Source organism: Streptomyces sp. NPDC056361, assembly GCF_042262805.1.
Classification (GTDB): domain Bacteria; phylum Actinomycetota; class Actinomycetes; order Streptomycetales; family Streptomycetaceae; genus Streptomyces.
In genome coordinates this window covers 1-12,122 of the sequence record NZ_JBHJQI010000055.1, presented here as the reverse complement: position 1 = coordinate 12,122, position 12,122 = coordinate 1, and the positions used below count along the sequence as shown (strand labels likewise).

General features: G+C 69.6%; 12 protein-coding genes. 9 read left to right on the top strand and 3 right to left on the bottom strand.

The window, feature by feature from the left end:
- Positions 1-27 precede the first annotated feature (27 nt).
- Positions 28-477, top strand: coding sequence for a CoA-binding protein (locus ACFCY7_RS19535; RefSeq protein ID WP_376486677.1), 450 nt, complete (start codon positions 28-30; stop codon positions 475-477).
- A gap of 44 nt (positions 478-521) precedes the next feature.
- Here ACFCY7_RS19535 and ACFCY7_RS19530 read toward each other — a convergent pair whose 3' ends face one another.
- Both ACFCY7_RS19530 and ACFCY7_RS19525 read right to left on the bottom strand, forming a co-directional pair.
- Positions 522-1,085 (bottom strand): YbaK/EbsC family protein, encoded by a 564-nt coding sequence (locus tag ACFCY7_RS19530; RefSeq protein WP_376486674.1) that lies wholly within the window; start codon positions 1,083-1,085, stop codon positions 522-524.
- A 44-nt stretch (positions 1,086-1,129) separates the two neighbouring features.
- Positions 1,130-1,702 (bottom strand): helix-turn-helix domain-containing protein, encoded by a 573-nt coding sequence (locus tag ACFCY7_RS19525; RefSeq protein ID WP_376486672.1) that lies wholly within the window; start codon positions 1,700-1,702, stop codon positions 1,130-1,132.
- A 111-nt stretch (positions 1,703-1,813) separates the two neighbouring features.
- Here ACFCY7_RS19525 and ACFCY7_RS19520 point away from each other — a divergent pair, with 111 nt between their 5' ends.
- The 7 genes from ACFCY7_RS19520 to ACFCY7_RS19490 all read left to right on the top strand — a co-directional run bounded on the left by ACFCY7_RS19520 (position 1,814) and on the right by ACFCY7_RS19490 (position 10,505).
- Positions 1,814-2,677: an EamA family transporter gene (locus ACFCY7_RS19520; RefSeq protein WP_376486670.1), complete on the top strand. Its 864-nt coding sequence runs from the start codon at positions 1,814-1,816 to the stop codon at positions 2,675-2,677.
- A gap of 438 nt (positions 2,678-3,115) precedes the next feature.
- On the top strand, positions 3,116-5,590 hold the full coding sequence (locus ACFCY7_RS19515) for a glycoside hydrolase domain-containing protein (protein WP_376486667.1): 2,475 nt from the start codon (positions 3,116-3,118) through the stop codon (positions 5,588-5,590).
- 64 nt (positions 5,591-5,654) lie between these two features.
- Entirely contained in the window at positions 5,655-6,074 is a 420-nt protein-coding gene (locus ACFCY7_RS19510) for a hypothetical protein (protein ID WP_376486665.1), read from the top strand.
- Positions 6,071-6,757, top strand: coding sequence for a hypothetical protein (locus ACFCY7_RS19505; RefSeq protein ID WP_376486663.1), 687 nt, complete (start codon positions 6,071-6,073; stop codon positions 6,755-6,757). Before ACFCY7_RS19510 ends, ACFCY7_RS19505 begins: the two co-directional genes overlap by 4 nt.
- Before the next feature lie 195 nt (positions 6,758-6,952).
- Positions 6,953-9,376, top strand: coding sequence for a glycoside hydrolase domain-containing protein (locus tag ACFCY7_RS19500; RefSeq protein ID WP_376486661.1), 2,424 nt, complete (start codon positions 6,953-6,955; stop codon positions 9,374-9,376).
- A 20-nt stretch (positions 9,377-9,396) separates the two neighbouring features.
- Positions 9,397-9,846: a hypothetical protein gene (locus ACFCY7_RS19495; protein WP_376486659.1), complete on the top strand. Its 450-nt coding sequence runs from the start codon at positions 9,397-9,399 to the stop codon at positions 9,844-9,846.
- Positions 9,843-10,505, top strand: coding sequence for a hypothetical protein (locus tag ACFCY7_RS19490; protein WP_376486657.1), 663 nt, complete (start codon positions 9,843-9,845; stop codon positions 10,503-10,505). Before ACFCY7_RS19495 ends, ACFCY7_RS19490 begins: the two co-directional genes overlap by 4 nt.
- A 145-nt stretch (positions 10,506-10,650) precedes the next feature.
- Here the strand turns inward: ACFCY7_RS19490 and ACFCY7_RS19485 are convergent, their stop codons facing one another.
- The gene (locus tag ACFCY7_RS19485) at positions 10,651-11,427 is read right to left on the bottom strand and encodes an acyltransferase (RefSeq protein WP_376486654.1); all 777 of its coding nucleotides are present in this window, start codon (positions 11,425-11,427) and stop codon (positions 10,651-10,653) included.
- Between the two features lie 132 nt (positions 11,428-11,559).
- Here ACFCY7_RS19485 and ACFCY7_RS19480 point away from each other — a divergent pair, with 132 nt between their 5' ends.
- Complete coding sequence (locus ACFCY7_RS19480; RefSeq protein ID WP_376486652.1) at positions 11,560-12,087, top strand: gamma carbonic anhydrase family protein; 528 nt, start codon at positions 11,560-11,562, stop codon at positions 12,085-12,087.
- Positions 12,088-12,122 lie beyond the last annotated feature (35 nt).

The window sequence follows — 12,122 nt, the reverse complement described above, 5'->3', positions numbered from 1 at the left end:
CCGCGCCGAGGAAAGGCAGCACAGACGATGAGCGTCGACACCACCACCACGGGACCGACCGAGCCGACGGCGTACTCCGCGTCCGAGTCGGTGCGGCGGATCCTGACGTCCACCGGCGACACCTGGGCGGTGGTCGGGCTCTCCTCGAACCAGGCGCGGGCCGCGTACGGCGTGGCGGCGGTTCTCCAGCGCTTCGGCAAGCGGATCGTCCCGGTCCATCCGAAGGCGGAGACGGTGCACGGCGAGCAGGGGTACGCCTCCCTCGCCGACATCCCGTTCCCGGTGGACGTCGTCGACGTGTTCGTGAACAGCGACCAGGCGGGCGGGATCGCCGACGAGGCGGTGGCGATCGGCGCCAAGGCGGTCTGGTTCCAGCTGGACGTGATCGACGAGGACGCCTTCGCCAGGACCCGCGCGGCGGGCCTGGACATGGTCATGGACCGCTGCCCCGCGATCGAGATCCCGCGCCTCGGCTGACCCGGGTGCCCGGGGCGCCCGAAGGCGTCCCGGGCCGTGTCCGGTCAGCCGACGGCGACGCCGAGGCCCTCCAAGACGACCACGCCGGGCAGTTGGGCGAAGGCCTTGCCCGGCAGGATGAGCTTGCCGCGGCGGCTGCCGCTGCCGATCAGGACCCACTCGGTGTCGACGACGGCGGCGTCCACGAGCAGGGGCCAGGCGGCCGGGAGGCCGACGGGGGTGATGCCGCCGTACTCCATGCCGGTCTCGCCGGTCGCCGTGTCCATCGGCGCGAAGGAGGCCTTGCGGGCGCCGAGGTGCTTGCGTACGGCCCCGTTGACGTCGACCCGGGTCGCCGACTTCACCACGCACGCGGCGAGGGTCGTGGTCTCGCCCCGCTTGCCCGCGACGACCACGCAGTTGGCGGACGCGTCGAGCAGGTCGGCACCGTGGTGCTCGACGAAGACGGCGGTGTCGGCGATGGCCGGGTCGGTGTCCACGTAGAGCAGCTGATCGACGGTGACGGGCCCCGTCCAGGCGCGGACGGCGACGGCGACGGGTGCGGTGAGCAGGTCGAGTCGGTCGGCGGCGGGCCGGGCGTCGGTGAAGTCTCCGATGGGTGCGCGCATGCGCCTCACGCTAACAACCGTCGCCCCGGGGGCGGATGGCCGTCTCAGCGTACGGGCGGGATGGAGACCGCCATCGTCATCTCGGCCGGCTCGTCGCCGTCGTTGCGGTAGACGTGCGCGAGGTTGGCCTCGAAGGCGGCGGAGGTGCCGGCGGGCAGGACGTGCTCCTCGCCGTCGACGACGAGGGTGAGGACTCCGGCGGTGACGTGCAGGAGCTCGGTCGTGCCGTCCGGGTGCGGGTCGGAGGCGCTGCCGTCGCCGGGCATGAGGGTCCAGGACCAGAGCTCCAGCGGGCCGCGGGCCTCGGTGCCGACCAGGAGGGTGGTGTGGCTGCCGGTGGGGGTGGACCACATGCGGACGGCCTGGCCGGGCGGGACGAGCCGGACCTGGGGGCCCTGCTCGTAGTCGAGGAGGGTCGTGATGGAGACGCCGAGCGCGTCGGCCAGTTTCACCGTGGTGCCGACGCTGGGGTTCGTCCGGGCCTGCTCGATCTGGATGATCATGCCGCGGCTGACCCCCGCCCGCGCGGCGAGCGCGTCCAGGGTGAAGCCGCGCTCCTTGCGCCAGCGCTTCAGGTTCCGGGCGAGCGACTGCGTGAGCTGATCGAGGTCCGACACATTCCGTCCAATATTTTGGATGACAGAGTTCAATGAACTGAACTACGGTGGGATGCACCCGATTGTTCACTGCACTGTACTGCGTCCTGCCGTACGCGACTGCGAGGATCCATGACCGCCCTGTTCGCCCTGGCCACCAGCCTGCTCTGGGGCCTCGCCGACTTCGGCGGCGGACTGCTCACCCGCCGGATCCCCGCCCTCACGGTCGTGGTGGTCTCCCAGGTCCTCGCGGTCCTCGTCCTCGGCGCGATCGTCCTCGCCACCGGCGCCTGGACCGAGGCGGGACCCCAGCTCTGGTACGCGGTGGGGGCCGGCGTCGTCGGCCCGGCGGCGATGCTCGCCTTCTACAAGGCGCTCGCGCTCGGCCCGATGGGCGTCGTCTCCCCGCTCGGCTCGCTCGGCGTGATCGTCCCCGTCTCCGTCGGCCTGATCGTCGGAGACCGGCCGGGCCTGCTCCAGTTCGCCGGCATCGGCGTGGCCGTCCTCGGCATCGTGCTCGCGGGCGGCCCCGAACTGCGCGGCGCACCCGTCCAGCGCCAGACGGTCCTGCTCACCCTGGTCGCGGCCTTCGGCTTCGGCTCGGTGATGGCACTGATCGCCGAGGCCTCCACCACGGTCACCGGCCTCTCCCTCGCCCTCTTCGTCCAGCGCGTCACCAACGTCCTGGTGGGCGGCGGCGCCCTGTACGCCTCCGTACGGCGCGGCGCCCGCGCGCTCCCCGAGGGCGGGACTCCGGTCATCCGCGCCGCGCTCCCGGCCCTCGCCTTCGTCGGCCTCGCCGACGTCGCCGCCAACGGCACCTACGCGATCGCGGCCCAGCAGGGCCCGGTCAGCCTCGCCGCGGTCCTCGCGAGCCTCTACCCCGTCGTCACCGCGGTCGCGGCGTTCGCGGTCCTCAAGGAGCGCCTCCGCGCGATTCAGGCCGCCGGCGCGCTCCTCGCCCTGGGCGGCACGGTCCTCCTCGTCGCGACCTGAGGAACGTCCCACCCGGAGCCTCACGAGTGACCAACGTCACATCGTGGGACTCTGGCGCTCTCGCCCTCTTCTCTGCCTCTTCCGCCACTCTTCGCGCCTCACTCCGCCATGGCCTGAATCACCCCCCGCCCACGGCGTCGCGCCATCGCCCGACGTCCGCTCCCCGCCCCCTCCCCAGGGGCATCGGCCGCCCCTGAGGCACCCGCGACCGGCCGCTGGACCCGCCTCCGAGGCATGGCCGAGTAACGCCCCTTCCTGCCTCAACCTGTCCTCAACTCCATGGAGAGAAAGAGAAGTTCACGGCCGGTGGCCGCATCGGAAACCCCTTTTCAGCGGTACGGGAACCGGCTTAGGTTCACCTGGCTCTTTCCAGAACTGCCGACCGGCGTCGCGGGGCTTCGCGACCCGGCGCGAGCAGCGGACCGTTGGGGGAATCCCGTGGCTGACGAGAAGGTGCTCGACGCGCAGAAATGGGTCAACGCGACCTACGGCGCCGTGGCCGGCTATGTACGGTGCCCGGAGGACGGCCGAACCGGCTGGTCGACCATGAACTCCCTGATCATGGGCCTCCAGCACGAACTGGGCATCACGCCGGTGGTGGCGAGCTTCGGCCCGACCACGATGGCCAAGGTCCAGGCGCTCGGCGACATCGGCTTCGGTTGGAACCAGAACTCCAACATCGTGCGGATCATCCAGCACGGCTTGTTCTGCAAGGGCTACTGGGGCGCCAACGGCTTCGGCGAGTTCGGCGCGGTCACGACCGAGGCGGTCAAGTCCCTCCGGGTCAACATGGGCCTGCCGGACGGCGGCACCGGCACCGCGGGCGGCCAGGTGACGCCGAAGATCTTCAAGTGCATCCTCAACATGGACGCGTACGTCGTCGTGGCCGGCGGCACCGACAAGATCCGCAACATCCAGCAGTGGCTCAACGGCCGTTACTGGCAGAAGGACGCCTACTCGATCGGTCCTTGCGACGGCATCTACTCCCGGGACGTGCAGAAGTCCCTGGTCATCGCCATCCAGTACGAGCTGGGCCTCACCCCCAGCGGCAACTTCGGCCCCGGCACCCAGGCCGGCCTGCGGTCCCACCCCGTGCGCGAGGGCGACTCCGGCATCTTCGTGCAGCTCTTCACCGCCGCCTGCGTCTTCAACGAGCCGGTGATCCTGCGCGGCCTGGACGACCAGGAGGTCCGGACGACCTTCAAGAGCACCTACGACTCGAAGACCAAGGAATTCGTCCAGATCTTCCAGGAGTTCGCGCAGCTCTACAAGAAGAACGACGCCTCCTACGGCGTCGGCGAGTTCGACACCTGGGCGCAGCTCCTGGTCTCCATGGGCAACGCGGACCGTGCCGCCACCGCCTCGGACACGCGGTTCGAGATCACGCCCTCCCGGGCCCGCTGGCTGTACGACAACGGCTACCGGATGGTCGGCCGCTACCTGTACGACCCGCCGGGGTCCACCCTCGACAAGGAGATCAAGCCGGGCGAGCTGCAGACCATCTTCGGCGCCGGCCTGCGGGTCTTCCCGATCTACCAGGACAACGCCCGCCAGCTCTCCGACTTCACCTACAGCCAGGGCTTCCAGCACGCCCTCAACGCGCACGAGCTGGCCACCGGCTACGGCTTCAACCGGGGCACCACGATCTACTTCGCCGTCGACTACGACGCCCAGCAGTGGGAGATCGACGGCCAGCCGCAGGGCGTCGTCGCGTACTTCAACGGCGTGGTCGCCGGCCTGGCGAGCAAGGGCAAGAAGTACCTCCACGGCGTCTACGGCTCCCGCAACGTCTGTATCAACGTCACCGCCAAGACCGGTGCGCGCTTCTCCTTCGTCTCCGGCATGTCCTGGGGCTTCTCCGGCAACCTCGGCTACCCGCTGCCCTCCAACTGGGCCATCAACCAGATCAAGGAGTTCAAGGTCACCAACGGCTCCGACGTCTTCGACCTGGACCGGGACGTCTGGCGGGAGAACGGCGAGCCCGGCGTGGGCTCCGTCAACGAGACGGGCGGCCCCGCCGACGGCTACATCGCCTACGTGCAGCGGCTCCTCGACCACGCCAACGCCTACAAGACGGCGAACAACGTCGGCACCAACGCCAGCCGCCTCGTGATGGAGTTCATCCGCCACGAGAAGTACCAGGGCGTGAAGTGGTGGTGGCTCGCGGACAGCTACGACGACGGCTTCGTCGCCTACTGCAAGGCCCGTGGCGAGACGGTCTTCAACACCTTCACGGACCCCATCACGGGCTACCAGCTCGACGCCACCCACCTGATGGCCACGGCCAACGGCTTCCTGGTCAACTCGGACCCGTCCGACAAGAAGGAGGCCGTGGGCGGCGACATCGCCGGCTGGGGCGGCGACATCATGACCTTCTGGGCGGACTGGCGGAACCACGTCGACGAGTACGCCTCGCCGCTCACCTTCACCCAGGCGAAACTGGCCATCCCCGGCCAGGTCTCCAGCTTCGGCTACACGGACATGATCGAGGACGTCGACGGCTACCTGCTGGCCAAGCACGTCGACGGCGGCGGGAACATCCTCGACTGGATGAACGCGCACTACAACAACGGCGGCGGCCTGCGCCGCTTCCGCAGCCACTTCGACCGGCGCTGGGGCAACGGCACCGACTGCCGCGCCTGCTGCTGGGACGTCCTCGCCGGGCCCGCCGACACCACCGTGAATCTGGCCCGCCTCGCGCTCATCACGGGCGCCGGCGCCGCGCTCCCCGCGGACTACGTCCTGCTGCCGGGCAACACCGAGAAGCTCGCCCTGTTCTGTCAGGGGTTCACCGACCGCCAGCTCTCCCTGATCGGCCTGGAGAACAGCCTGGCCGCCCAGTTCAAGCAGAACCTCGCCACCTACCGCAAGCAGGCGGACCAGCGTGCGGCCCAGCGAGGGGCCGGCCGATAGGCGCGACAGCGGCGAGGTGGCGCGATAGGGCCGGTGCGGCACGAGGCACGTGCAGGCTTGGCCCATGGTGATCCTCCTCCCCCTCCTCATACCCCTCCTGGCCGGGGTCTTCTTCTGGAGCCGTCCGTTGTTCTCCGGGACATGGCGCCGCAGCCCCGGCTGGTTCGTCTGGAGCGCGTTACTGCTCCTGGCGGCCACGGGGGTCACGTACCTCGTCGGCTCGCTTGCCGGCGCGTCGCTCGACCCGGAGGAGGCCTGCCACCGGGCGGGCGAGACCTACGACGCGCTCTACCGGAGCGCGAACTTCGAGGAGTACACCCGGTGGTACCCGCTGCACGACAAGTGCAACGCGGGATACGACCTCGTCCCGGCCTGGGTCAACCCGACCCTGGCCGTGCTGCCCGCACTGGCGGTCCTCTGCCTGGCCTATGCCGTACGACTGGCCGTCACCCGACGCCGTACCGAGAAGAAGGGCACGTCATGAACGATCTGAGCAGGCGCCGTGTGCTCGGCGCCGCCGGCGGTCTGGCCGGGGCCACCGCCCTCGGCCTGCTTGACCTCACCCCGGCGGCGGCCGCCGTCCCGGGCGCCGCGGCCGGCACGGTCCCGAGGCCGGCCAACTGGCGCGGCACCCGTTCGGCCAACGGCTGGAAGATCCTCGACGCGGCCCCCGCGCACCCCATCGAGGGCAGCGGCCGCTCCGTCCAGCTGGCCGAGGGCGACGCGGCGACGCTGCTGCTCCATGTCGCCCGCCGCTTCCACTACGAGATCGACGAGCTGCGCGTGGGGGACGTGACGGGCCACTCCACGACCCGCAGGATCCGCCTGCCGCACGAGTCGAACTACCTGTCCGGCACGGCGATATCCATCCGCCGGGACGCCTACCCGCTCGGCGTGGGCGGCGGGCTCTACCCGCACGAGCAGGTCGTGGTGCGGGACATCCTGGCGGAGCTCGACGGTGTCGTCGCCTGGGGCGGCGACCTGGCGACCCCGCAGGAGTCGCACTTCGAGCTGGCTCTCGGGCCGACCCACCCGAAGGTGCGGGGCGTGGCCCGCAAGCTGCGCGAGTGGCGGGACGCTCCCGGTCAGGGGGCCGGCTCGATCGACGCGTTCGCACCGGAGCGCCTGGCGACGGTCGCGTCGTTCAGAGCCCGAGGCGCTTCGTAACCGGCACCGTGTGGCCGGAAGATCACTCGTCCAGACCACCGGGGCATGGACAGATTCGGAATCCGGGAAATCCAACACGGGGGCGGAACACGGATTTCTTTTGTGCGGGATCGACCAACCCGCATCGACCTGGGGAAGCGTTACCGCGCCGACACCACGTCACGTCCGCTCCCGTACGTACGAAAGGAATGAACTGTGGCGGACGAGCAAGTTCTCCGGGCCCAGAAGTGGGTGAACTCCACTTATGCGGGTGTCGCCGGATACGTGCCATGCCCCGAGGACGGCCGCACGGGCTGGGGGACCATGAACTCCTTGGTCATGGGCCTGCAGAAGGAACTCGGAATCAGCCCGGTCGTGGCCTCGTTCGGCCCTACCACCTACTCCAAGATGGCCGCGCTCGGCGACATCGGCTTCGAGTGGGACAAGAACCGGAACATCGTCGCTATCCTCCAGTTCGCCATGTGGTGCAAGGGATACTGGGCCGTCGAGCCCAAGAGCGAAGGCTGGTTTACCGGCGTCACCCGTGAGGCCGTGTCGAAGCTCCGCGGCGACATGGGAATCGGCGGCGCGGGCGTCATCAACGCCAAGGTCGCCAAGGCCCTTCTCAACATGGACGCCTATGTCGTCGTGGCCGGCGGAAGCGACGGAGTCCGGACGGTCCAGCAGTGGCTGAACAGCCGTTACTGGGCCAAGGACGCCTACAACATCGGGCCCTGCGACGGGATCTACTCCCGCGACGTCCAGAAGTCGCTGATGATCGCCCTCCAGTACGAGCTGGGCATCGCCGCGCCGAACGGCAGTTTCGGCCCCGCGACGCAGGCGGGACTGCGGTCCCACACCCTCTCCGAGGGCGCGTCCGGAGTCTTCGTCCAGCTGTTCTCCGCCGCGTGCCTCTTCAACTCCCCGACCTTCGACCCCACCGGCGACCCCGTCGTCACGACGTGGCGCTCCACGTTCGACTCCAAGCTCGGCGACTGGGTCAGCGTTTTCCAGAAGTTCAACAAGCTCACCGACAACCGCACCGGCGATTACGAGACATGGGCGCAGCTCCTGGTGTCCATGGGCGACCCCAACCGCACGGCGACCGCGTCGGACACCCGGTACGAGATCACCGCGTCACGCGCCAAGTGGCTGTTCGACAACGGATACCGGTTCGTCGGACGCTACATATTCGACCCGCCGGGTTCCACCCTCGACAAGGAGATCAAGCCGGGGGAGCTGGACACCATCTTCCGCGCGGGGCTCAGGGTCTTCCCGATCTACCAGGACAACGCCCGCCAGGTTTCGGACTTCTCCTACACCACCGGTTACCAGCACGGGCTGAACGCCCAGAAATGTGCCGACGGATACGGCTTCAACCGGGGCACCACGATCTACTTCGCCGTCGACTACGACGCGACCAGCGAAGAGATCGCGAGCGCCATCGTGCCGTACTTCCAGGGCGTGCAGGCGGCCCTCGCCGGCCAGGGCAAGAAATACACGCACGGCGTCTACGGATCGCGGAATGTCTGCAGCACCGTCAGCAACAAGACGTTCGCCCGGTTCTCCTTCGTCTCCGGCATGTCCTGGGGATTCTCCGGGAACCTCGGTTTCCCCATTCCGCGGAACTGGGCGTTCAACCAGATCAAGGAGTTCAAGGTCACCAACGGCACCGACTCGTTCGACCTGGACAACGACGTCGCCTCCGGGCTCGACGCCGGCGTCTCCTCGGTGAACCAGACAGGCGGCCCGGCGGACGGTTTCATCGCCTACGTCCAGAAGCTGTACGACCTGGCGGGCCAGTACGGCGCCACCGGCCAGAAGCAGAGCCAGCTGGTCATGGAGTACATCCGTCACTCCGCGTACGGCAACAAGGACACGGCCAACAAGCTCGGCTGGTGGTACCTCATCGGCGGCTACGACGGCGGATTCGTCGACTTCTGCAACTCCAAGGGCATGAGCATCACCCAGTTCTTCACCGACCCCTTCACCGGGTACCAGCTCGGCTCCGAGCACATGATGGCCACGGCCAACGCCCACCTGCTGACCGCCCAGCCGGACAACAAGAAGTCCGCCAACGGCGGCGACGTCGGCGGCTGGGCCGGTGACCTGATGACGTTCTGGGCCGACTGGCGCAACTCCGAACAGGAGTACGCCGATCCGCTGGCGTTCGCCCACGCCAGGCTCGGTGTCCCGGGCGTCTCCTCCTCGTTCGGCTTCAACGACCTCATCGAGGACGCCGACGGGTACCTGCTCGCCCAGGCCGTGCGGGGCGGCGGGAACATCGTCGACGCCATGAAGGCCCACTACAACGGTGGTGGCGGTCTGCGCCGCTTCAACAACTACTTCACCGGGCGGTGGGGCAACGCCACGGACTGCAAGACCTCCGCCCATAATGCCCTGACCGCTCTGGACGGAACGCTCTCGGTCGCCCAGGCGTACCTCATCGGTTATGCCGGCGCGGCGTTCCCGGCCGATTACCAGAACCTCCCGGGTGGCTTCGACAAGCTCCAGAGGTTCGAGCAGGGCTTCGTCGACGCGCTGCTCGCCCGCATGGGAATGGAGACGAGCAGCGTGGCGACGCTCCGGGCGAACCACTCGAACTATCTCAAGGCCGCACGAGCACGGTCCGCCCGGTAACGATCAGCGAGAACAGCGGCATGAAACACATCCTCGTACCCCTCGGCGCCCTCCTCCTCCTCGGATGGACGCTGTGGAATCTCTGGAACCTCTTCCGCATCGCCGGCGGGCTGCGGGACGGAAAATGGCGGCGCCCCGTGTGGTGGGTGCGCGTGTTCTCCGTCTCGCTCTGCGCCGGCCTGATGTCGTGGCTCTGGGGACTTTTCGCGGGAGGTCTCGACACCCGCAAGACCTGCCTCTACATGCGCCACGAGAACTACGACGAGGCCTACCGGAAGGCCCGTGCGGAGGAGTTCGGGAAGCTCTTCCCCCTGCACGACAAGTGCAACGCGGACTACGACCTGGTGCCCGCGTGGGTCAACCCGGCCATCGTGATCTTCACTGTCATCGCCCTGGCCGCACTCGTCGTCCTGCTGCGATTCGGGGTCGCTCGTCTTCTCAGCCCGTCCAGAAAGGAGCACCAGTCATGAACCTGATCGGGCTCTCACGGCGCCGGTTCATCGGCGCCACCTCCGGTGTCGCGATCGCCGCGACGCTGGTCGAGTTCGGCGGGGCCGCCCCGGCCCTGGCCGACAGCCGCACGTGGCAGTCGACGGCGTCCAGGAGCGGCTGGCCCGTCCTCGCCCACGCGAACACCTTCGCCATCGAGGGCAGCGGCCTGCACGTCTCGCTCGCCGACGGCGACGCCGCCACCGTCCTGCTGCACGTGGCCCGGCGGTTCCACTACGAGATCGACGCGCTGCGCACCGGCGACGTGCACGGCTGGACCCGCGACCGGGCGGTGGCGGAGCCGTACGAGTCCAACTACCTGTCCGGGAGCGCACTGGCGATCCGCCCCACGTGGTACCCCGCCGGCTCCAAGGGCAATCTGTACCCGAACGAGCTGATCGTCGTCCGGGACATCCTCGCCGAGCTCGACGGCGTCGTCGCCTGGGGCGGCGACTTCACGACGCCGAAGGAGTCCCACTTCGAGATCGCGGTCAAGCCCGGCCACCCGCGTCTGAAGGGCGTCGCCCGCAAGATCGGCGGCTGGAACAGCGGCCCGGGCGACGAGGGCGCGGGCGCGGTCGACGCGTTCGACCCCGAGCGCCGGCGCGCGTCCCGCGCGTTCGCACGGCGTGCCGCGTGACCGACGCGCTCCTGAGCACGTGACGGTGGGTGTGCCGCGCCGCGGCACACCCACCGGTCTTCGCTCAGCCCCACCCGTGCGTGTCGTCCGGGTAGCTCGTCACTCAACGCTCCTGGACGTCCCGCCCGCTTCCCCGACCACGTCCTCAGCGTTCGGAATGACTCGTCCAGGAGGACGTGGTCGCCTGTTCGGCTTCCCAGGCCGCCAGCGCGGCGAGCTGTTCCGCCGTCACGTCCTCCGGAATCGGCTTGGGGGCCGGGGTCCGCAGCGGGGGCTGCCAGCCCCGCTCGGGGTCCCAGCTGCGGACGACCCGCGCGGGCGCGCCCGCGACCACCGAGTGGTCGGGCACCTCGCCGCGGACGACCGCGCCCGCCGCGACGACCACGTTCCGGCCGAGCTTCGCGCCGGGCAGGATCACGGAGCCGGTGCCGAGCCAGCAGCCGGGGCCGATGGAGACGGGCTCCGAGCGGGGCCACTGGCGGCCGACGGGCTCGTCCGGGTCGTCGTAGCTGTGGTTGGTCGAGGTGATGTAGACGTACGGCCCGCAGTAGGTGTCGGAACCGATGGTCACCCGCGCGTCGGCGATGACGTGACTGCCCCGGCCGAGGACGACCCCGTCACCGAGGGTCAGGACGGTGTCCGCGCCGAGGTCGAGGCCCGGCAGCATGCCCGCCGTCAGCGTGACCTGCTCGGCGATGATGCAGCACTCGCCGATCTCGATCCAGCGCTCGCCGAAGACCGTGCCCTGCGGGAAGGCCAGCCGGGTGCCCGCGCCGAGCCGGCGGAAGCGCAGCCGCCCGGGGTGCTCGGCGGTGACGGAGCCGGCCTGCTGCGCCCAGCGCCAGCCGCCCTGCACGGCACGGGCGACGACCCGGCGCCGCCAGGCGGCGAGGGATGAGAACGTGTTTCTGTTCCTGGGCACCCGGCCACCGTAGTCGGCGCCGTCGTACCTGATCACCGCGGTGCGCTGTGATGTCCGTCATGAGCACCGCATAGGCTGCGGCCGGGGGTCTCCCCCGGGCGCGACACGACGGCTGACGATCAGGAGCGAACCATGACAGAGGCGTTGATCAAGGGTGTGGGCGGCAAGGAGCCGCTGATCGACCCGACCGCGTTCACCGCCCCGACCTCCGTGGTGCTCGGCGAGGTCACGCTCGGCGCCCGCGCCAGCATCTGGTACCACGCCGTGCTGCGCGCGGACTGCGGTCCCATCGCGATCGGCGAGGACTCCAACATCCAGGACAACAGCACCGTGCACGTCGACCCGGGCTTCCCCGTCTCCATCGGCGACCGGGTGACCGTCGGCCACAACGCCACCGTGCACGGCTGCGTCATCGAGGACGACGTGCTCGTCGGCATGGGCGCGACGGTCCTCAACGGCGCCCGGATCGGTGCCGGCTCCCTGATCGCCGCCCAGGCGCTGGTCCCGCAGGGGATGGAGATCCCGCCGGGCTCGCTGGTGGCGGGCGTACCGGCGAAGGTGCGCCGCCCGCTCACCGACGAGGAGAAGGAGGGCATCAAGCTGAACGCCGAGATGTACCTGCTGCTCGCCAAGGGCCACGCCGAGGCCTTCGACGCCTGAGCCCCGGTACGGCGGAGGGCGGCACCCGCACCGGG